Below are 20889 nucleotides of genomic sequence, written 5' to 3' on the forward strand. Positions count from 1 at the left end.
ATCCGGGCCGGTCAGTGCCCCATGCCGAGGCCGCCGTCGACCGGGATGACCGCGCCGGAGACGTAGCCGGCGGCGTCGGAGGCGAGCCAGGCCACCACCCCGGCCACCTCGTCCGCGCCGGCCATCCGGCCGGCCGGGATCGACTTGCGGATCTCCGCCTTGCGCTCCTCGGAGAGCACCGCCGTCATGTCGGTGTCGATGAAGCCGGGCGCGACGACGTTCGCGGTGATGTTCCGGCCGCCCAGCTCCCGGGTGATCGACCGGGCCACCCCGACCAGGCCGGCCTTGCTCGCCGCGTAGTTGACCTGGCCGGCGCCACCGGAGAGGCCGACCACCGAGGAGACGAAGATCATGCGACCCCACCGGGCCCGGAGCATCTTCGCCGAGGCCCGCTTCGCACACCGGAACGCCCCGGTCAGGTTGGCGTCGACGACCCGGGTGAACTGCTCCTCGGACATCCGCAGCAGCAGCGTGTCGTCGGTGACCCCGGCGTTGCAGACCAGCACCTCGACCGGGCCCAACTCCGCCTCGACGGCCGAGAACGCCTCGTCGACCTGGGCACTGTCGGTGACGTCGCACCGGACGCCGAAGAGGTCGGCCGGCGGGTTGCTGCCCCGGTGGGTGACCGCCACCCGGTCGCCCTGCTTGGCGAAGGCCTGCGCGATGGCCAGGCCGATCCCCCGGTTGCCTCCGGTTACCAGCACGGTTCGGGCCACGGGTGTCCTCCTCACGGACGGTACGGACGTGCGGGTTGGAGACTAGGCGCTACCGGCAGGTAATCCGTAACCCGGGTGGGGTGCTACCCAGGTACTACCGGCGGGATCCCGCCACGGGGTGACGACGGGGCGGAGCTGGCACCCGTACCCTGCCGTTGATGGAGAACGGCACCGCTGGGGCGCTACGCATGGCCCGGGACGACCTGCGCCGGCTGCTGATCGGGGCGGACTTTCCGCTGACCCCGCCGACCGGCCCGCCCGGCAGGTGGCAGCGGGTGTGGCAGGGCGCCCGGCCGTTCCTGGCACCGCTGCTGATCTTCGTCCTGGTCGGCGTCACCATCGCCGGCATCCAGTACCTGACCGACACCCGGGACCTGCCGGAATGGGTGGCGATCCCGCTCGCCGTCGGCGGGACCCTGCCGGCGGTGCTGGCCCCGTTCCGCCCGCTGTTCGCCTGGCGGCTCGGCTACCCGCTGCTCTACCTCGGCGTGATCGACGCCGTGCCGGAGGAGTCCTGGCCGTGGAGCCCGGTCCAGATCGTCGTCTTCCTCTTCGTCCTGCTGGTGCTGGCCGCCCGGACCAGCGTGGGAGTCGCCACCTGGGCGGGGCTGCTCAGCGTGCTGCCGGCGTACCTCTTCGTGCCGACGAAGGCGAACGCGCACGGCGTGGCAATCCTCTTCCTGGCCATCCTGCTCGTCGGCGACCAGGTGCGGCGGCGCCGGCAGAGCCAGCGGGCCCTCGCCGAGCAGGCCGAACGCAGCGAGCTGGAGCAGGCCCGCCGGGCGGTGCTGGAGGAACGGACCCGGATCGCCCGGGAGATGCACGACGTCGTCGCGCACCACATGTCGATGATCGCCGTGCAGGCGGAGACCGCGCCGTACCGGCTGGGCGAGCTGCCCGAGCCGGCCCGCGACGAGTTCACCGCGATCGCCGGGTCGGCCCGGGAGGCGCTCACCGACATGCGCCGGCTGCTCGGGGTACTCCGCAGCGAGTCGGCGGCACCGCAGACCGCCCCGCAGCCGGGGCTGGCCGACGTACCGGAGCTGGTCGAGGCGGCCCGCCGGGCCGGGATGTCGGTGACGGTCGCCACCGGTCCGGAGCCGGAGCAACGCCGGGCGGTGCCGGAGGCGGTCGGGCTGGCCGGGTACCGGATCATCCAGGAGGCCCTGGCGAACGCGGCCCGGCACGCGCCCGGGACGGCCGTGCGGGTCTCGGTGGACGCGGACGACCGGGCGCTGGTCATCGGCGTCTGGAACGACCCGGCCGGGCCCGGCGCCGGCCGGCCGGGGAACGCCGCCGGTCCCGCCGGGCACGGGCTGACCGGGATGCGGGAGCGGGTCCGGCTGCTCGGCGGCCGGTTGCGGGCCGGCCCGACCGACGACCAGGGGTACGCGGTCACCGCGCACCTGCCGTACGCCCCGGAGCCGGCCGCCGAGCCCGACGCGGGTACGCCCCGATGATCCGGGTGCTGATCGCCGACGACCAGGCGATGGTCCGGCAGGGCTTCGGGGCGCTGCTGGCGGCCCAGCCCGACCTGCTGGTGGTCGGCGACGCGGCGAACGGTGCCGACGCGGTCACCGCGGCCCGCCGGCTCGACCCGGACGTGGTGCTGATGGACGTCCGGATGCCGGTGCTGGACGGCCTGGCCGCGACCCGGCAGCTTCTCGGCGACCGGCCGGACGCGGACCGGCCCCGGGTCCTCATCCTGACCACGTTCGACCTCGACGACTACGTCTACGAGGCGCTGCGGGCCGGTGCCAGCGGCTTCCTGCTCAAGGACGCCCCGGCGGCCGACCTGGTGCACGCGGTCCGGGTGGTCGCGGCCGGCGACGCGCTGCTCGCCCCGGCGGTGACCCGCCGGCTGATCGCCGAGTTCGCCGCCCGGCCCGGCCGGGACCGGCCCCGCCCGACCAGCCTGGCCGGGCTCACCCCCCGGGAGACCGAGGTGCTGCGGCTGATCGCCCGGGGGCGCTCCAACGGCGAGATCGCCGCCGAGCTGGTGGTCGCGGAACAGACCGTGAAGACCCACGTCGGGCGGATCCTGAGCAAGCTCGACCTGCGCGACCGGGCCCAGGCGGTGGTCGTCGCGTACGAGTCCGGGCTGGTCGCGGCCGGCGACTAGTGCCCCGGTAGCCCCGCCGTAGTCCCCGGGTAGGCCGCCGGAAGCCGTCCCGTGGCGTGACGCGCCGGCCCCCTCCGAGCACGCATTCTCTGCTCCGAAGGCGATCGGAGGGAGTTCGGGATGCTGTGGCGACCGGCGGTACGGGGGGTGGTGGCCGGCCTGCTCGCGCTGGGGCTGATGGCGCCGCCGCCGGCCGGGGCGGGCGAGGTGGCGGTGGCGCGGGTCGGGTTCGTCGAGGCGTACCCGGCGGTGGCGGCGGCGATGCGGGCGGCCGGTGCGCCGTACGCCGATTGGGCGGCCGCCGGCCGGTCCTTCCTGGCGTTCGACCCGCGCGGTGACGGGCTGGCCGTGGAGGTCTCCGGCGACCTCGGCACCGCCGACCGGATCGCGGTGCTGGTGCCCGGGGTGGACAGCACGTTGCGGGACTTCGACCGTGGCCTGGGTGGGGTACGCCGACGCGCCCCGGCCGTCGGGGCCCGCGCCCTCTACGACGAGGCCCGCGCCCTCCGGCCCGGCGCCCGGGTGGCGGTGCTGGCCTGGCTCGGCTACGACCCGCCGAACGGGCTGGGCCGGGCGGCGGCCCGCGCCGAGCACGCGCAGGCCGGGGCGGATGCCCTGGTCGAGCTGACCCGGACGCTGGCCCGGCACCGCCCCGGCGCGGCGGTGACGCTGATCGGGCACAGCTACGGCGCGCTGGTGGTCGGGCTGGCCGCGTCCCGGGTGCCGCCGCAGGTGACCGACCTGGTGACGCTGGCCGGAATCGGCACGGGCGTGGACCGGGCGGCCGAACTGGGCACCGACGCCCGGGTCTGGGCGGCCGAGGCGCCGGACGACTGGATCCGCCGGCTGCCCCCGGTGCGGCTGCTCGGCTTCGGGCACGGCGTCCGGCCGGCCGCACCGGAGTTCGGGGCCCGGCCGCTGCCGGTGGACGGGGTGCGCGGCCACGACGGCTACCTGGTGCCGGGCAGCCGGACGCTGCACGCGACCGCCCTGGTCACGCTCGGTGCCGCCGGAGGCGACGTCCCGGAGGCCGGGGTCGGCCGGCAGCCGGCCGGCGGGGCGGCGGTGACCGTCCGATGAGCCTCCTCGAACGGCGGCGGACCGGGAGCACGGCGCCGCACCGGGTGCCGACGGACGGCGGCCGGGACCGGGGCGTCGACGGGCTGCGGGCGTACGCGATCGCCGGGGTGGTCTTCGGGCACTGGCTGGTCACCGCCCTGGTACTCGACCCGGACGGTGCGCTGCGCACCGCCAGCCCGCTGGCCGCGATGCCGGCCCTGGTGCCGGTGAGCTGGCTGTTCCAGACGCTCGGGCTGTTCTTCTTCGTCAGCGGATACGCCTCGGCCCGGTCACTCCGCTCGGCGACGGCCCGGGGGCTGGATCCGGGGCCGTGGCTGCGTCGGCGGCTCGGTCGGCTGGGTCGGCCGGTACTGCTGCTGCTCGGCGGCTGGCTGGCGGTACTGGCCGCCGCGGCCCTGCTCGGCACCCCGGCGGGGACACTGCGTACCGCCGCCACCCTGGTGGTCAGTCCTCTGTGGTTCCTGCTGCCGCTGGTGGTGCTGATCGCCTCGACCGCGCCGCTGGCCCGGGCGCTGGACCGGTACGGGCCGCTCCGGCTCGCCGTACCGGCCGTGGCGTTGGTCACGCTCAGCGACCTGGCGGGGCGGATCGGGGACACGTCGGGCTGGCCGGTGCCGCTGCCCGGGGACGGGGCATGGCGGGTACCGGTCGCGGTGCTGGCCGGCTGGCTGCTGCCGTACCTGCTCGGGATGTGCCTCGCCGACGGGCGGCTGGGCGGCCGGTGGACCGCCGGCGGGCTGCTGCTGGCCGGTGCGGCCGGGATGGCCGGGCTGGGCTGGGCGGGCTATCCGCTCAGCGCGGTCGGGGTCCCCGGGGAGGGGATGTCCAACCTGGACCCGCCGTCGCTCTTCGCGGTCTGCCTGGCGCTGGCGCAGGTCGGCGCGGCGCTGCTGCTCCGGCCGGCGCTGGGCCGGGCGCTGGCCCGGCCCGCCCGGTGGGCCCCGGTGAACCGGCTCAACACCGTGGCGATCAGCGTCTACCTGTGGCACCAGAGCACCCTGCTCGGGGTGACCGCACTGGCCGCGCTCGCGGCCCGGCTGGCCGGCGCCGGTGCCGTACCCGGACTGCACACGGCGCCGGACGGCCCCGGCTGGGTCGCCGCCCGGCTGGCCTGGCTGCCGCTGCTGCTCCTGGTCCTGGCCGTACTGGTCGGACGGGTCGGCGGCGACCGGCCGCGGGGTACCCGCGACGGCGGCGAAGCGGAGTCCGGGAGGTCCCGGGGCGGCCCGGACCGTTACGTACAGTGATCAACGGAGCCGCCTTCCCGGCCGGCACGGTCGGGGAGCCGACACCCGCGGGGGCCGGATGCCGACTGCGGCCACCGGGCCCCGCGGGTGTACGATGACTCACGTTCGAGGTCCGGTCGACAGATGGAGGTGATCGCTGTGCGAAATAGCGATCCTCCCAGTCGTGGCCGGGTCCTTGGTCAGTCCGCCTGAGCCGTGACGTCTCCCGCCGACTGACCCAGTTCCGCTCCACACCGCATCCCCGGACCGCTCCGGCCTCTGCCGGCGTGCCGTCCGGCCGTGCGTATTCCGATGGCTGTCGCCGAGCCGAGATGTGTGGAGCTACCCGGTCACGACTTCGTGTGCGCGCCCACTGATCCCCGAGGCGCTCCCGCGCGGCCCCGTGCCGCCGCAGGACGTCTCCAGTCGCCACCCGGAGAGCAGAATCATGCAGCGTTACGTCGCCCCGCTGGGCTTCACCCTCGCCGCCGCCTGGGTCGTGCTGGTCTTCATCCTGGTCCGCGCGACCCCGTGACGACCGCCACCCCCGCGACTACCGCCACGCCCGGGCCGACGGTCGCCCCCGGGCCGACCGTCGGCTCCATGACGACCACCACCCGCGTGACGACCGCCGTCACACCAGGCGGGACGTCCAGAGCAGGCTCAGTCCCGCCGCACAGAGCGCGAAGAGCAGCGCGATCCCCGCGTACCACTGGGTGATCTCCCGGGCCTCGGTGCGGAACCCGATCGAGCTGCCCATGTCCTGGTAGACCTGCTTCAGCTCGGTGACCGAGGCCGCCTCGTAGAAGAAGCCCTGCGTGGTCTCGGCCAACTCGGCCAGGGCCAGCCGGTCGACCGGTACCCGCTGCACCTGGCCGCCGATGTCGACCTGACCCGAGTCGGTGCCGAACGCGATGGTCGAGACCGGCACGTTCGCGGCCTGCGCCGCCGCGCCGGCCTCCTCGATCGAGCGGCCCGAGGTGCGGTAGCCGTCGGAGAGCAGCACGATCCGGGCCGGCGGGATACCCTGGGCGCCGTCCGCCGGCACCGACCGGATCGCCTCCAGGCAGGTGAAGACCGCCTCGCCGGTCGCGGTCGCCTCGGCCAGCACCAGCCCCTCGATGGCCTGGGTCACCGCCGGACGGTCCTTGCCCGGCGGCACCAGCACGTTGGCGGACTTGGCGAAGGCGACCAGCCCGAGGTTGTAGCTCGGCGGCAGCTCCGCGACGAACTGCTTCGCCGCCTCCTGGGCCGCCTCCAGCCGGTTCGGCGCCACGTCGTCGGCCTCCATCGACAGCGACACGTCGATCGCCAGCATGATGGTGGCCCGCTCCAGCGGCTCCTTGGTGTCGATCGCCGGCCGGGCCATCCCGGTGGCCAGGATCAGCAGGCTGAGCAACATCACCCCGGCCGCGGCGTGCCGGCGCCAGCCGATCCCCTTCGGCGCGAGGGTACGCAGCAGCTCGACGTTGGTGAACCGCATCGCGTACGTGCGGCGGTGCAGTTGCCGCCAGACGTACGCCCCGGCGAGCAGCAGCACGGGCAGCACGGCGAGCAGCCACCACGGTTGCAGAAAACGGATCATCGTGTCGTCCCCCGGGTACGGGCGTGCCGCTGCGCTGCGACGAAGCGCACCATGTCCAGCAGCCAGTCGGAGTCGGTACGCAGCCGCAGGTGCGCCGCTCCGGCGGCCCGCAGCTCGTGGGCGATGGCGGCGCGCTGGGCGGCCGCCGCGGCGGCGTAACGGCGCCGCAGCCGTGGATCGGCGGTCTGCACCTCGTGCAGCTCACCGGTCTCGGGGTCCACGACGGGCAGCACCCCGACGTCCGGCAGTTCCAGTTCCCTCGGGTCGACGACCTCGACGGCGAGCACCTCGTGCCGGACCCCGAGTTTGCGTACCGGACGTCCCCACTGCTCCGGCGGGGCCAGGAAGTCGGAGATCACCACGGCCATCCCCCGGCGCCGGGGCGGCCGGTTGAGCGCGTCCACCAGCAGACCGAGGTCGGTGCGTCCGGGCCGGGTCGGCGTGCCGGCGACGGCCCGGAGCAGCCCCTGCGCCTCCTTGCGGCCGGGTCGGGCCGGCAGCCGCAGCACCCCCGGCGGGGTGGAGAGCGACCCCGTCCCGCCGCCGGGGGGCGGACCGGTGCCGATCACCGCACCGATCCGGTTGCCGCCGCGCACGGTCAGGTGGGTGATCGCCGCCGCCGCCGCGATCACGAGTTCCCGCTTGAGCCAGCGGCCGGTGCCGAAGTCGAGGCTGGCCGAGAGGTCCACCGCGAGCCAGGTCTCCAGTTCCCGGTCGGCGACCGTACGCCGGACGTGCGGCACGGTCGTCCGGGCCGTCACCGGCCAGTCCATCCGGCGTACGTCGTCGCCGGGGCGGTACTCCCGGGACTCCCCCGCCTCGGTGCCGGGCCCCGGCAGCAGTCCGAGGTAGTCACCCTGGAGCAGCCCGTCGAGTTTGCGGGTGACCAGCAACTGCAACCGGGAGAGTACGGCCTCGGCCCGGGCCGGACCGCCGTCGGTCGCCGACGTCATGCCGGCGGGCGCCCGGGCCACGCCGAGCCGGCCGCCGGCACCCCGGACGCGGGACCGAGGCCGAGTCCCCCCGGACCGGTCGGCGGGGCGGGGGTGGCGTTCTGCCGGGGTGCGACCGAGGGCAGCGGGATGGTGGACATCACCCGGTCGACCACGTGGTCGGCGGGGATGTTGTCGGCCAACGCGTCATAGCTGAGCACCAGCCGGTGCCGGAGGATGTCCGGGGCGATGTCCTGGACGTCCTGCGGCAGCGCGTAGTCGCGGCCGCGCAGCAGGGCGAGTGCCCGGGTGGCCCGGACGATGCCGAGCGAGGCGCGCGGGCTGGCACCGTACTGGATGAGCTGGGCCACGTCCGGCATCCCGTGCTCGGCCGGAGCCCGGGTCGCCAGCACCAGGCGTACGGCGTAGTCGACCAGGGCGTTGTGCACGAAGACCTTGTCGGCCTTCTGTTGCAGGCCGACGAGTTCGAGCGGGGTGAAGACCGACGACGGCTCGGGGGGGCTGACGCCCATCCGGTAGACGATCTCGCGCTCCTCGGCGTCCGTGGGATAGCCGACGAGGATCTTCATCAGGAAGCGGTCCCGCTGCGCCTCGGGCAGCGGATAGACGCCCTCCTGCTCGATCGGGTTCTGGGTGGCCATCACCAGGAACGGGTTCGGCACCCGGTGGGTCTGCCCGCCGATCGACACCTGCTGCTCGGACATCACCTCCAGCAGCGCCGACTGCACCTTGGCCGGCGCCCGGTTGACCTCGTCGGCGAGGAGGAAGTTCACGAAGACCGGCCCGAGTTCGACGTCGAACTTCTCGCTCGACTGCCGGTAGATCCGGGTACCGACGATGTCCGCGGGCACCAGGTCCGGGGTGAACTGCACCCGGGCGAAGGTGCCGCCGACCACCCGGGCCAGGGTCTCCACCGCGAGCGTCTTGGCCACCCCCGGCACCCCTTCGAGCAGGCAGTGCCCCCGGGCCAGCAGGGCGACGAACATCCGCTCCACCATCCGGTCCTGCCCGACGATGACCCGCTTGACCTCGAAGAGGGCGCGTTCCAGCAGGGTGGCGTCCTCGGCCGGGGTGCTCCCCACGGTCGGGACGGCACCGCCGACGTCGGGCGGGGTCGGGGTGTCGGGCGTCGTCGGCTGGGCCACCGGTCCTCCACAGCAGGGTCACGGGATCAACGGGTCGGCGCGGGCCGACGTCCCCAAGCGTCGCACGTCCGCCGAACAGACCGCGAAGGGAGAACCGGATTTGCGGCTCCATCCCGCGCATTTGCGCCTCGCCAAGACGCGCAATCCGGAAAACGGTCGATGGTGGGTAGACATAGAGGGGTTTTCTCTGTGTACGATGGCGCGAATCGCCGGGCGGCTCCCCCCGTGGCCGCCCGGCGATCTCTTCCCTCGGGCCCGGCCGTGCCGCACCGTAGAATCGCCGCCGTGAGCGAAGGGTCCCCAGCCGCCGGCAGTTCCCCGCCGGCCGACAGTCCGCCCCGGATCTGCTCGGCGCGGGGCTGTCGGGCACCCGCCGCCTGGGCGTTGCGCTGGAACAATCCCCGGCTGCACACCCCGGAGCGGCGCAAGACCTGGCTCGCCTGTGTGGAGCACCGGCAGTCGCTCGGCGACTTCCTCGGCGCGCGCGGGTTCCTTCGCGAGGTAGCACCCGCCGGAGGATCGCCTACGCTCGACACGTGAGCGAGCGAGGCGGCGAGCGAAGCGGGCCCGGCGATGACGACCGAGGCGGGCACGACCCGGAGTCGACCGGCGAGCCGGCGGCCGGGCCGTCCGCGACCGGGCCGACGGACCCACTGGAGCCGTGGCCGGAGACCGTACGTTGGCAGCCGGTCTCCACGGACCTGATAAAGGTGGAGGCGCTCCGGCTCGGGATCGGCATGCTGGCCCTCGCCGCCGGTGCCGCGATCGGCCTCGTGCTCACCGGTCACTGGTTGTTCGGTCTCGCCCTCGGCGTGGTGGTGATGCTGACCCTCTGGCGGCTGGCGGTGATCGTCCGGGCCGTACGCGCCTGGGGGTACGCCGAACGCGACCACGACCTGCTGGTCCGGCACGGCCTGCTGGTCCGGCGGCTGTCGATCGTGCCGTACGCCCGGATGCAGTTCGTCGACGTGACCGCCGGGCCGCTGGAGCGCGCCTTCGACCTGGCCACCGTGCAACTGCACACCGCCGCCGCCGCGAGCGACGCCCGGGTGCCCGGGCTGCGCCCGGCGGAGGCGTCCCGGCTGCGCGACCGGCTCACCGCCCTCGGCGAGGACCGGGCGGAGGGTCTGTGACTGCCGAGGGGGTCGCCGAGCCCCGGCAGCGGCTGCACCCGCTGAGTCCGCTGCTGCACGGGGCGAAGTCACTGGTGGTGATCGTCGCCGCGCTCTCCTGGTCGACGCTGTCCCGGGTCGGCCTCGGCTTCTTCGCCCTGCTGGTAGCGGTGTTGCTGGTCGGCGCCCTCGCCCTCTCGGTGGTCAGTTGGTACAACACCGGCTACCACGTGGTCGGGCGGGAACTGCGGATCCACGAGGGTCTGCTGTGGCGGCGTACCCGGGCGATCCCGCTGGAGCGGTTGCAGTCCGTGGAGGTGGTCCGGCCGCTGCTGGCCCAGCTCAGCGGGCTCGCCGAGCTGCGGCTGGAGGTGGTCGGCGGCGGCAAGACGGAGGCGCCGCTGGCGTACGTCACGGTGGCCGACGCGGTGGCCCTGCGGGAGCGCCTGCTGGTGCTGGCCGGCCGGGCGCCGTCCGGCCCGGCCGAGGTGCCCGGGGCCGCTCCCGGCACGACCCCGGCCGGGCAGCCCGGTGTGCCGGTGCCGGGTCAGCCCGGCGTCTCCGGCCTGCCCGGGATGGTCGGCGCCGTCGAGCCTCCGATCGGCCGGCACCTGCACGCGGTCGCCAACCGCGACCTGCTGGTCAGCCAGCTCCTCACCCCGCAGGCGTTCCTGCTGCCGTTCGGCGTCGCCTTCGTGCTGGTCCAGTTCTTCACCGAGGGCTCCTGGTCGTTCATCGCGGTCGCCAGCACCCTGACCGCGATGGCCGGGGTGGTGCTGCAACCGATCCGGCGGGTGCTGGACGACTGGAGCTTCCGGCTGGCCCGGGACGACGCCGCGCTCCGGGTCCGGCACGGCCTGCTGGAGACCCGGGCCCAGACCGTACCGCTGGACCGGCTCCAGGCGATCGGGGTCACCTGGCCGCTGCTCTGGCGGATGAAGGGGTGGCTGCGGATGCGGCTTTCGGTCGCCGGGTTCGCCAGCGGTGAACTGGACGACCGGAGCCATCCGGACCGGCTCCTGCCGGTCGGCGACCTGGCCACCGCACAGATGATCATGGCGGAGATCCTGCCCGGGGTGGCGATCACCGGCACCCTCACCCCGCCGCCGGCCCGGGCCCGCTGGGTGCACCCGCTGGCCCGTACCGCGCTCGGCGCCGGACTCTCCGCCCGGGTCTTCGCGGTCCGCTCCGGACTGCTGACCCGGGAACTCCTCGTCGTGCCGTACGCCCGGATCCAGAGCGTACGGGTGGTGCAGGGGCCGCTCCAGCGGCGGCTGCGACTGGCCACCGTGTACGCGGACACCGCCGGTGGGCCCGCTGCCGCCGCCCGGGACCGGGACCTGCACGAGGCGTGGGCGCTGGCGGCCGAACTGACCGCCCGGGCCCGGGCCGCCCGGCTCAGCGACCCGCGCTGACCGTCCGCTCCGGCGCGGGCCCGGACTCCGGGCCGGCGTCGGTCTCCGGCCCGTCCTCGACGCCGGTCCTGGCCTTCGGGGCGCTCTCCACCGCCGGCCCGTCCCCGGTGCCGGCGGTGGAGGTCGCCGCACCGGACGGATCGGGTTCGGACGGCCGGCGGCGGGCCTTGCGCGCCGCCCACCAGCGCTCGGCGAGCCCGACGACCAGGAAGGTCAACCCGACGTACGCCCAGCCGACCAGTACGTCGATCACGTAGTGCTCGCCCGCGTAGACCAGGGTGAAGGTCATCGCCAGCGGATAGCAGAGCAGCAGCGGCCACCAGCGTCGCCGGGTGGCGCCGAGGAAGAAGACCACCACGAAGAGCGCCCAGGCGGTGTGCAGCGACGGCATCGCGGCGACCGGGTTGGAGGCGATCTGACCGGCGTTGAGCAGGTTGCCGGCGCCGTGCATGCCGAACTCCCGCCAGCCCCGGGTGGAGATCCGGGCCACGTCCTCCAACATCCCGTACTGCGCGGCCCACCAGGGCGGGGCGGCCGGGTAGATGAAGTAGGTGACCAGGCCGCTGGCGCAGAGGAAGCCCCAGCGGCGCATGAACTCCGCCCAGCGGGCCCGGGAGCGCAGCCAGAGCACCACCGCGGCGGTCAGGGTGACCACGAAGTGCGAGAAGTAGACCCAGCTCACGCCGACGTCCCACCAGTGGATGCCGTCCGGGTCGTAGAGGTGCTGTTGCAGCCAGACCGTGGGGACCTGGCCGTCCATCGCCCAGCCGAACATCCACCGGTCGGCGACGATCAGCTCGTAGGCGTGTGGCGTCGCCCCGTTGTCGGCGAACCCCCGGGAGAGGTTGTAGAGGGCGAGCAGCACCACCACCGGAAGCCAGTCCCGGGCGAAGCCCAGATGTGTCCGCCAGGGACGGTCACTGCGCCAGGCGATGGTGGCGGCCCAGAGCCAGGCGAAGGCGTACAGCGGGTCGGTGGGCAGGCCGATCAGCAGCCAGGCGGCGACGAAGGCCACCCCCCAGATCGACATTGCGACGAACCGGCGGCGCCGGCCATCCGGGGATGCCGGACCGGGCGGCGGCGCGGGCGGGGTGTCGGTGACGGTAACGAGCATCGCCGTCCAGGTTAACGGCGCCGGTACGACGAACTCCGGGAGGGACGACGGCGCCGCCACTAGCAACTCGCTTGCTAGCTTAGCAACTCAGTTGCTAGTGTCCGCGCCATGTCGGTTTCCCGGATCCTGCTCGGCCTCCTCGAACCGAGGTCCCAACACGGCTACGTGCTGCGGCGCCGCTACGACGAGTGGTTCGGCAACAGCCGCCCGCTCAAGTCGGCGCAGGTCTACGCCACCCTCGGCCGGCTGGACCGGGACGGGCTGATCGACCTCACCGGGGTGGCCAGCGGGGTCGGCCCGGACCGCCGGCTCTACGCGATCACCGAGGCGGGCGTCGGCGAACTCGACCGCTGGCTCGACGAGCCGGAGGTGCCCGAGGTGACCGGCAGCCGCCGGGTGCTCTTCGCCAAGGTGCTGATCGCGCTATCCAGCGGCCGGCCGGCCGAACCGATGCTCGACCGGCAGCGGCAGGCGCATCTGGCCCGGATGCGCGAGCTGCGCGCCCAGCGGCAGGCCGGCGACCTGCTCACCCAGCTCGACGCCGACTTCGAGATGTACCACCTCGATGCCGACCTCAAGTGGATCGACGGCGCCGTCGCCCGGCTCGCCCGGCTGGCCGCGCTGGTGTCCCGCGTCGACGACGCGGAGAAGGAGTCCCGATGACCACCCTCCAGGACAGCAGGATGACCCTCCGGGGCAGCAACCTGGCCGTCCGGTTCGGCCGGACCGTCGCGCTCGACCGCGCCGACGTGACCATCTCCCCCGGCGAGATCGTCGCCATCATGGGGCCGTCCGGCTCCGGCAAGTCGACCCTGCTGCACGTGCTCGCCGGCATCCTCCGCCCCGAGCACGGCGAGGTACGCCTCGCCGAGCAGCGCATCGACAACCTCCCCGACAGCCGGCGCAGCAGCCTGCGGCTCCGCTCGTTCGGCTTCGTGCTCCAGTTCGGCGACCTGGTGCCGGAACTGTCCCTGCGGGAGAACGTCGAGCTGCCGCTGCGACTGCTCGGCCGTCCCCGGGCCGAGGCCCGGCGCCGGGGCGCCGAACTGCTCGGGCACCTGGCCGTCGCCGAACTGGCCGACCGGCGCCCGGGGCAGGTCTCCGGCGGCGAGGCACAGCGGGCCGCCGTCGCCCGGGCACTCGCACACCGGCCGTCGGTGATCTTCGCTGACGAGCCGACCGGGGCGCTGGACAGCGCGGCCGGCGAGGTGGTGCTGGACGCGCTGACCGGGCTGGCCCGCAAGGAGGGCAGCGCGGTCGTGATCGTCACCCACGAGGCCCGGGTAGCGGCGTACGCGGACCGGACGGTCTTCCTGCGCGACGGGCGGGTGGCCGCGTGAGCCGGCCGGGCGGCTCGTCGAAGCGGACGGAAGGCGCGACGTCATGAGGCGGTGGATCTGGCTCGGGCTGCGGCTGTCGATCGGCTCCGGGCGGGGCGGGCTGCTGCGTACCGCGTTGATGTCGTCGGGGGCGACGCTCGGCGTACTGCTGGTGCTGGGGTCGCTGGCCACGGTCTCGGTCGCCGGGGCGCAGCACGAGCGGGCCGAGGCACGCACCCCGGTCCGGGAGGAGAAGCCGGCCGGCCCGTCGGCACTGCGGATCTACGACATCGAGGACGTGGTCGGCGGCCGGGTGCTCCGGCGTACCGCCGTGATGGGCGGCGACGCGACCAGCCCGCGCCCGCCCGGGGTGGCCGTGCTGCCCGCGCCCGGGGAGATGGTGGTGTCACCGGCCCTGCGCGACCTGATCGCCACCGACCCACGCGCGGCCAACCGGCTGCCGCAGCGGGTGATCGGCACGGTCGGCCCGGCCGGGCTGCTCGCCCCGGACGAACTGCTGGCCTACGTCGGCGCGCCGAGCGCACCGGTGGCACCGGAGGACCGGATGCTCGACGAGAACTGGCCGGTGACCGGCTTCGGGCAACCACTGGGCTACGCCCTCGGGCTGGGCGCCGGACCCGATGTCTTCACCCCGGCCCGGATCCTGGCCGGTGCCTTCGGGCTCTTCGTGCTCGTCCCGTTCGGCGTCTTCCTGGCCACCTGTGCGCGGCTCTCCGCCTCCACCCGGGACCGCCGGATCGCCGCGCTGCGGCTGCTCGGCGTCTCGGCCCGGCAGGCGACCCTGGTCAACGCGGTGGAGACCGGCGTGGTCACGCTCGGCGGCGCGCTGCTCGGGCTGGCCGGCTTCGCGATCCTCGCCCCGCTGTCGGAGGGCTGGCGGATCGGCCGGCTGCGCTGGTATGCCGCCGACCTCGGCGTACCGGTGCCGGTGATGGTCGGCATGGTCGCGGCGACGGTGGCGTACGCGGTCGCCATCGGCGTACTCGCCACCCGACCGGCCCGGGTCAATCCGTTGTCGGTACGCCGGGACGCACCCGCCGCCCGCCCCGGCCTCTGGCGGGTACTGCCGCTGCTGGCCGGGCTGGGCGGGGCGGTGTTGGCCGGCTGGTCCGGTCGGCACGAACCCACCCAGCGGGACGCACTGATCTTCGCCGGCTCGATGCTGTTCACCGGGCTGGCCCTGCCACTCGCCCTGCCCACCCTCGGGTACGCCGCCGCCGCGCTGGTCGCCCGGCTGCCGGGTACCCCGGTCTGGCTGGAACTGGCCGCCGCCCGGCTGCGGCACGCGCCGGGGGTGGCACCCCGGCTGGTCGCCGCCTTCACCGTGATGATCTACGTGGCCGGGGTGGGCTCGCTCGGCATCGGCCTGTTCGCCGAGGACCGTGGCCTCAGCCCGACCAACGACCCGGACGGACGCCGGATGTACGCGGTCCGCGGCCCGGGGCCGCTCCCCACCGCCGAGCTGCGGCAGGTCCCCGGCGTGCAGATCGTCGACCTGGTCGGCGTGCCGGCGACCGTCTCCGGCAAGCGGGACTTCCTGATGCTCGGCGACTGTGCCGACTTCACCGGCATGTTCGCGCTCGCCGCCGGGGAATCGTGTGTGGACGGCCGGACCTACCGGCTGGTGCACGAGTCCTTTCTCGGCGGGGCACCGCTGCCGCAGCCCGGCGCCGAGGTGGTCACGCAGAGCGGGACCCGGATACCGGTGCCGGAGCAGATCCTGCACGCGCGGATGCGGTTCGACGTCGGGATGGGCGGACCGATGCTGATCACCCGGCAGGCACCGGTCGCCGCCACGCTGGACGTCCCGCCCTCCTCCTCGGTGCAGCTGGTGGCGAGCGATCCGGCCACCGCCGACCGGGCCGCCCAGGTGCTGGCCGCCCAGGTGCCGAGCGGCTATCTCGGCGGCGACCTCGGCGCGCGGCGCGGTTTCGACGCGGAACTCCTGGTGACACTGCTGGTCGTCGGGCTCACCCTGAGCTTCGTCCTCGGCATCGGTGCGTTCGCCGCCGCCGCGATCGACCGGACCGTGGAACGGCGCCGCGACAACGCGACGCTGGCCGTGGTCGGCACGAGTCCGCGCACCATCACCGCCGGAGAGGTCGGGTTCGGCACCCTGCCGCTGATGATCGGGCTCGGCCTGGCCAGCCTGGCCACGATCACCATCGCACTCGTCCTGGCCGGCCTCTTCGACCTCGACGAGACCCGGGTGCTCGACCGGCTCGCCCCGACGCTCTGGCTGGCCGGCGGTGCGTTGGTGGTCGGGGTGGTGCTGATCGCCGTACCGGCCTGGCTGACGCAGCGGATCACCGCCGAACAGCTCCGCCGGCCCTGACCGGGCGAGGCGATCGGGGGCAGCCGGTATCCGGGGGGGTTCGACCCCGGATACCGGCTGGGTCGCTCTTACCGGCGGGCCGCCGGCACCGCACCTCCTCGGGCCCGCCAGGGGTACGCAGCGCACTGCGGCCACTTCGCGCGACGGCGCTGCCGGACCGGGCCCGGGGTCGTCGGGCGGAGTCGGCGGTGCCTGCCACACAGACTGTCGAGCTGCCGCAGCGGGGCACCTTCGTCCGGGAGCACCAGCCAGGAACGCCTGGTCACTTACGGTCATGACGGTCCGGGGAGCGGGCCGGCTGTGGACTGTCCGACAGTCGTCCGGCGTGTCGTCGCGTGTCGGCGTCAGGGGTCGGCCGAACATCTACGCTTTGCTGATGGATCAGGAACACCCGGCCGGACAGGTGCCGGAGTCGGCGTCGGACGGTTCGACGCAACCGCAGGTCAGCGCGGCCGCACCCGCGTCACGCGCAGCCGCAGCCGCGCCACAGAACGTGTTTCCGCCGGGCCTGACCGCCCGGGTCGAGCTGACCGTCACCGACGTCGACACCGCGCAGGCGGTCGGCTCCGGCGACGTGCCGGTGCTCGGAACGCCCCGGGTGCTGGCGCTGGCCGAGGCGGCCACCGTCGCCGCCACCGCCAGCCGGTTGCCGGCCGGGATGACCACCGTCGGGATGCGGGTCGAACTCGACCACCGGGTGCCGACCCCGGTCGGCCGGACCGCCGTGGCGCAGGCCCGGCTGGCCAAGGTCGACGGGCGGCGGCTGCTCTTCGAGGTGGCCGTCACCGAGGGCGCCACGACGGTGGCCGAGGGCCGGGTGGAGCGGGTCCTGGTGGACCGGCACCGCTTCGTCGAGCGGGCGCAGCAGGGTACGGCATGACCACCACCGTGGGCGTCGCCTTCACCGAGATCGCCGACCGGGTGTACGTGCTGCGCCAGGCGCTGCTCGACGTCAACGTGACCCTGGTGGTCGGCGACGGCGCGGCGCTGGTGGTGGACACCCTCTCCACGGCCGGCCAGGCCGCCGAGCTGCTCTCCGCCGTTCGGAGGCTCACCGCCGACCCGCTGGTCGTGGTCAACACGCACCACCACTTCGACCACTGTTTCGGCAACGCGACGCTGGCCGCCGACGGTCAGGTGCCGATCTACGCCCACTCCGAGACCGCCCGGCTGCTGACCGAACAGCCCGCGCTGGTGCGCCGGCAGGCGTACGACGAGGTGTTGCCGGCCGATCCCGGGCTCGCCGCCGAGCTGGCCCGGACCACGGTGCTCGCCCCCACCCACCCGGTACGCCAGGAGGCCACCGTCGACGTCGGCGGCCGGGCGGTGCTGCTGCGGCACCTCGGCCGGGGGCACACCGAGGGTGACCTCGTGGTGCAGGTGCCGGACGCCGACGTGGTGGTCGCCGGGGACCTGATCGAGCAGAGCGGCCCGCCGGCCTTCGAGGACGCCTTCCCGCTGGAGTGGGTGGAGACCGTCGCCGCGCTGCTGCGCCTGCTCACCCCGGGCAGCGTGGTGGTTCCCGGGCACGGCACGGTGGTCGACACCGAGTTCGTCCGGGTGCAGCACGACGACCTGGCCACGATGAGCTGGCTGATCCGCAACGGGGACGCGGACCGGGCTCCCGCCGAGCGGGTCGCCCAGCGCACGCCGTTCGGCCCGGAGGCCGGCCTCGCCGCCGTCCAGCGCGGGTACGCCGAACTGCGCGGCGACGGCTGACCAGCCGCCGATCCACCTGGTGGGCCGACTGACCCACCCAGGGTGGATCAGTCGGGGAAGCGGCGGGCGACCTGCGCCCGGGTCGGCATCGAGACCGCACCGCCCGGGGACTCGCAGACCAGTCCGGCGACCCGGAGCGCGTAGCCGACCCGGTCGGACCAGCCGGCCGGGTCGGTCGGGAGCCCGTCGGCGAGCAGGTCGGCGATCAGGGCCGCCATCACCGAGTCGCCCGCGCCGGTCGCGTCCACGGCGTCGACCACCGGCGCCGGCAGGCGTACCCCGGCGGTGCCGGCGGCGGTCGAGACCAGCGCGCCGCGCGGGCCGAGGGTGACCACGACGGTGCCGGCGCCGAGGTCGTGCAGCCGTCCGGCGGCGGCCTCGGGGACGGTGTCGCCGTAGAGCACCTCCGCGTCGGCCAGGCTCAGTTTCACCAGGTCGGCGGAGGCGACGAACTCGGCCACCACGGCCCGGAGCCCGGCCACCGCGGCCTCGTCCGGCAGCAGCCGGGGGCGGACGTTCGGGTCGAAGACCCGCAGGCCGGTGGCGAGCGTCCAGGCCCGCCGGGCGGCGGCCAGCACCGGCGGGCAGAGCAGCACGATCGAGCCGGCGTAGAGCACCGAGGCGCCCTCGACCAGGGGTACGTCGAGATCCTCCGGCCCGAGCAGCCCGTAGGAGAGCGGCTCGCCGTAGAACCGGAAGTCGGGTTCCGCCCCGGCGAAGGTGGCCACCGCCAGCGCGGTCGGCACGGCGCGGACCACCACGCCCCGCCGGCCGACCCCGGCGCCGGCCAGGAAGTCGGCGATCCGCCCGGCGAGTACGTCGTCGCCGAGCGAGCCGGCGAACTCCACCTCGGCACCGAGCCGGGCCGCCCCGACGGCCACGTTCAGCGGTGCCCCGCCGATCGCCTGCCGGTAGACGGGCTGCCCGTCGTACTCGCCGTCGAGCAGGTCGACGAGGGCCTCGCCGAGCACCACCGCGTATCCCATCCGAACCCTCCCGACCCGCACCGCCGTCCGTGCCGCCCCAGGGCGGGCCGGCACCGGCGAGTTCCGGTGTGTCCCCTGACCCTGGCATACCGCCGATCCCGTCGTACCCACCGGGCAGACTCCGGCGCCATGACGGAAGCGCACGAGATCGTTTCGGAGTACTGGGCAGCGTGCGAGGGGCGGGCCTGGGAGCGGGTCGGCCGGCTGCTCGCCGAGGACGTGGTCTACGACCTGCCGCAGACCCGGGAGCGCATCCTCGGCCGCGCGGCGTTCCTCCGGTTCAACATCGAATATCCCGGCGACTGGCACGTGAGCGTCGAGCGGGTGGTCGGCGAGGGCGCGCACGCGGCCTCCTGGGTCCGGGTCGGTTACCAGGGCGAGGAACTGCCGGCGCTCTCCTTCTTCGAGTTCGACGACGCCGGGCTGATCGTCCGGATCACCGAGTTCTGGCCGGAGCCGTACGATCCGCCGACCGGCCGGGAGCACCTGACCGAGCGGTACTGACCCCCGCCCGGCCGCGCGGTACCGGGCTCACCGGCCGAGCCGGGGTCGGCCGGACGTCCGACCCCGACGCCCGTCAATCCGCCTGGAAACTTTTCATCGAGAGATTCCTATTGCCTCGGCGTCGGGTTCCGTGATGCGATTGCCCGTACCGAGCCAGTGCGGGGGCTGACGCGCTGTGCCGGGTGCCGGCAAGGGGCCACGCGAAGGGCACACATCCGTGATCGGACTGTGCGCCGTGTCGCCCGTCTGCCATCCGGCAGATACCAGCCCACCACCTCTGGCGGGGCGGACCGGCGACATCGCAACCAGTGTCGGAAGCGGGCGCCCGCCGTGTCGCGGGTCCCCCGCAGGTCGTCCGCAGCGTCGGTTACCCGCTGCGACACTGCCCCCCAAAGGAGAACTCGGTGAAACGTCTACGCAGAATCGCGGTACTCGGCGCCGTGGCCGCGCTCACCGCCGGTGTCATCACGGTGGTCAACCCCAGCCCGGTCGCGGCACACGGTGCCGCCATGGCGCCCGGCAGCCGTACCTTCCTCTGTTGGAAGGACGGGCTCAGCCCGCAGGGCGACATCAGGCCCAACAACCCGGCCTGCGCGGCCGCGGTCGCGCAGAGCGGGGCCAACTCGCTCTACAACTGGTTCAGCGTGCTCCGGTCGGACGCGGGTGGCCGGACCACCGGCTTCGTCCCGGACGGGCAGCTCTGCAGCGGCGGCAACAGCAGCTTCAGCGGTTACAACCTGGCCCGCAACGACTGGCCGCTGACCCACCTGACCGCCGGTGGCAACTTCAACTTCAAGTACAGCAACTGGGCCCACCACCCCGGCACGTTCTACTTCTACGTGACCCGGGACGGCTTCAGCCCGACCCGGGCGCTGAACTGGAGTGACCTGGAGGCGACGCCGTTCCTGACGGTGACCAACCCGCCGCAGCAGGGCGCGGTCGGCAGCAACGAGGGCCACTACTACTTCAGCGGACGGCTGCCGACCGGCAAGAGCGGCCGGCACATCATCTACTCCCGCTGGGTCCGCTCGGACAGCCAGGAGAACTTCTTCGGCTGCTCCGACGTGGTCTTCGACGGCGGCAACGGCGAGGTCACCGGGACCGGCCCGGGCGGCGGCAACCCGACCAACCCGCCGACCGGCAACCCCACCAACCCGCCCACCGGCAACCCGACGAACCCGCCCACCAACAACCCGGGCACCGGCGCCTGCACCGCGACGTACCGGTCGACCGGTAGCTGGAGCGGTGGCTTCCAGGCCGAGGTGACGGTGCGGAACAGCGGCACCGCCACGCTGGGCGGCTGGACGGCCGGCTGGACCTGGGCGAACGGCGAGACCATCGGCAGCCTGTGGAACGGCACGCACACCCAGAGCGGAAGTACGGTGACCGTGCGGAACGTCGCCCACAACGGCAGCCTCGCCCCGGGTGCGAGCGCCACCTTCGGTTTCGTCGGCAGCGGCAACACCAGCGGTGCCCCGACGCTGACCTGCACCAGCTCGTAACCACCGCACCACGCAACGGGCCCGGCGTCGGCGGC

General features: G+C 74.4%; 21 protein-coding genes. 15 read left to right on the forward strand and 6 right to left on the reverse strand.

What is annotated here, in order from left to right:
- Positions 1–11 precede the first annotated feature (11 nt).
- Positions 12–716, reverse strand: a complete 705-nt coding sequence (fabG, locus tag V1634_RS33570; protein WP_107263000.1) for a 3-oxoacyl-ACP reductase FabG — start codon at positions 714–716, stop codon at positions 12–14.
- A gap of 158 nt (positions 717–874) precedes the next feature.
- On the opposite strand from fabG, the gene V1634_RS33575 reads away from it, so the two are divergent.
- The 5 genes from V1634_RS33575 (at position 875) to V1634_RS33595 (ending at position 5679) form a co-directional block, all read left to right on the forward strand.
- Positions 875–2176 (forward strand): sensor histidine kinase, encoded by a 1302-nt coding sequence (locus tag V1634_RS33575; RefSeq protein ID WP_331211652.1) that lies wholly within the window; start codon positions 875–877, stop codon positions 2174–2176.
- Positions 2173–2838, forward strand: coding sequence for a response regulator transcription factor (locus V1634_RS33580; protein WP_331211653.1), 666 nt, complete (start codon positions 2173–2175; stop codon positions 2836–2838). Before V1634_RS33575 ends, V1634_RS33580 begins: the two co-directional genes overlap by 4 nt.
- A 120-nt stretch (positions 2839–2958) precedes the next feature.
- Positions 2959–3918: an alpha/beta hydrolase gene (locus tag V1634_RS33585; protein WP_331211654.1), complete on the forward strand. Its 960-nt coding sequence runs from the start codon at positions 2959–2961 to the stop codon at positions 3916–3918.
- On the forward strand, positions 3915–5165 hold the full coding sequence (locus V1634_RS33590) for an acyltransferase family protein (protein WP_331211655.1): 1251 nt from the start codon (positions 3915–3917) through the stop codon (positions 5163–5165). Before V1634_RS33585 ends, V1634_RS33590 begins: the two co-directional genes overlap by 4 nt.
- Before the next feature lie 382 nt (positions 5166–5547).
- Positions 5548–5679 (forward strand): hypothetical protein, encoded by a 132-nt coding sequence (locus V1634_RS33595; RefSeq protein WP_331211656.1) that lies wholly within the window; start codon positions 5548–5550, stop codon positions 5677–5679.
- Between the two features lie 99 nt (positions 5680–5778).
- On the opposite strand, the gene V1634_RS33600 is transcribed toward V1634_RS33595, so the two are convergent.
- The 3 genes from V1634_RS33600 to V1634_RS33610 are packed head-to-tail and all read right to left on the reverse strand — an operon-like array spanning position 5779 to position 8827.
- A complete protein-coding gene (locus V1634_RS33600; protein WP_331211657.1) occupies positions 5779–6729 on the reverse strand; it encodes a VWA domain-containing protein in 951 nt (316 codons plus the stop codon).
- Positions 6726–7682: a DUF58 domain-containing protein gene (locus V1634_RS33605; protein ID WP_331211658.1), complete on the reverse strand. Its 957-nt coding sequence runs from the start codon at positions 7680–7682 to the stop codon at positions 6726–6728. The genes V1634_RS33600 and V1634_RS33605 overlap by 4 nt, the downstream gene beginning before the upstream one ends.
- The gene (locus tag V1634_RS33610) at positions 7679–8827 is read right to left on the reverse strand and encodes an AAA family ATPase (RefSeq protein ID WP_331211659.1); all 1149 of its coding nucleotides are present in this window, start codon (positions 8825–8827) and stop codon (positions 7679–7681) included. Before V1634_RS33610 ends, V1634_RS33605 begins: the two co-directional genes overlap by 4 nt.
- 285 nt (positions 8828–9112) lie before the next feature.
- On the opposite strand from V1634_RS33610, the gene V1634_RS33615 reads away from it, so the two are divergent.
- From V1634_RS33615 to V1634_RS33625, 3 genes are all read left to right on the forward strand, one after another.
- Positions 9113–9367, forward strand: a complete 255-nt coding sequence (locus tag V1634_RS33615) for a hypothetical protein (protein WP_331211660.1) — start codon at positions 9113–9115, stop codon at positions 9365–9367.
- A 113-nt stretch (positions 9368–9480) separates the two neighbouring features.
- Entirely contained in the window at positions 9481–9960 is a 480-nt protein-coding gene (locus V1634_RS33620) for a PH domain-containing protein (protein WP_331211697.1), read from the forward strand.
- The gene (locus V1634_RS33625; protein ID WP_331211661.1) at positions 9957–11354 is read left to right on the forward strand and encodes a PH domain-containing protein; all 1398 of its coding nucleotides are present in this window, start codon (positions 9957–9959) and stop codon (positions 11352–11354) included. The genes V1634_RS33620 and V1634_RS33625 overlap by 4 nt, the downstream gene beginning before the upstream one ends.
- On the opposite strand, the gene V1634_RS33630 is transcribed toward V1634_RS33625, so the two are convergent.
- On the reverse strand, positions 11338–12468 hold the full coding sequence (locus V1634_RS33630) for a phosphatase PAP2 family protein (protein ID WP_331211662.1): 1131 nt from the start codon (positions 12466–12468) through the stop codon (positions 11338–11340). The genes V1634_RS33625 and V1634_RS33630 overlap by 17 nt on opposite strands.
- A 108-nt stretch (positions 12469–12576) precedes the next feature.
- Here V1634_RS33630 and V1634_RS33635 point away from each other — a divergent pair, with 108 nt between their 5' ends.
- The 5 genes from V1634_RS33635 to V1634_RS33655 all read left to right on the forward strand — a co-directional run bounded on the left by V1634_RS33635 (position 12577) and on the right by V1634_RS33655 (position 17862).
- Positions 12577–13131 (forward strand): PadR family transcriptional regulator, encoded by a 555-nt coding sequence (locus V1634_RS33635; protein WP_331211663.1) that lies wholly within the window; start codon positions 12577–12579, stop codon positions 13129–13131.
- A complete protein-coding gene (locus V1634_RS33640) occupies positions 13128–13808 on the forward strand; it encodes an ABC transporter ATP-binding protein (protein WP_331211664.1) in 681 nt (226 codons plus the stop codon). Before V1634_RS33635 ends, V1634_RS33640 begins: the two co-directional genes overlap by 4 nt.
- Positions 13809–13851: 43 nt before the next feature.
- The gene (locus tag V1634_RS33645) at positions 13852–16143 is read left to right on the forward strand and encodes an FtsX-like permease family protein (protein WP_331211665.1); all 2292 of its coding nucleotides are present in this window, start codon (positions 13852–13854) and stop codon (positions 16141–16143) included.
- Positions 16144–16636: 493 nt separating this feature from the next.
- On the forward strand, positions 16637–17023 hold the full coding sequence (locus V1634_RS33650; protein ID WP_331211698.1) for a thioesterase family protein: 387 nt from the start codon (positions 16637–16639) through the stop codon (positions 17021–17023).
- Entirely contained in the window at positions 17020–17862 is an 843-nt protein-coding gene (locus V1634_RS33655; protein WP_407951898.1) for an MBL fold metallo-hydrolase, read from the forward strand. Before V1634_RS33650 ends, V1634_RS33655 begins: the two co-directional genes overlap by 4 nt.
- A gap of 47 nt (positions 17863–17909) precedes the next feature.
- Here V1634_RS33655 and V1634_RS33660 read toward each other — a convergent pair whose 3' ends face one another.
- Positions 17910–18848 (reverse strand): PfkB family carbohydrate kinase, encoded by a 939-nt coding sequence (locus V1634_RS33660; RefSeq protein ID WP_331211666.1) that lies wholly within the window; start codon positions 18846–18848, stop codon positions 17910–17912.
- A 129-nt stretch (positions 18849–18977) separates the two neighbouring features.
- Here V1634_RS33660 and V1634_RS33665 point away from each other — a divergent pair, with 129 nt between their 5' ends.
- Positions 18978–19352, forward strand: a complete 375-nt coding sequence (locus V1634_RS33665; protein ID WP_331211667.1) for a nuclear transport factor 2 family protein — start codon at positions 18978–18980, stop codon at positions 19350–19352.
- Between the two features lie 404 nt (positions 19353–19756).
- Positions 19757–20854, forward strand: coding sequence for a lytic polysaccharide monooxygenase auxiliary activity family 9 protein (locus V1634_RS33670; protein WP_407951899.1), 1098 nt, complete (start codon positions 19757–19759; stop codon positions 20852–20854).
- Positions 20855–20889: the final 35 nt, after the last annotated feature.

The organism is Plantactinospora veratri, assembly GCF_036421995.1.
Classification (GTDB): domain Bacteria; phylum Actinomycetota; class Actinomycetes; order Mycobacteriales; family Micromonosporaceae; genus Plantactinospora; species Plantactinospora veratri.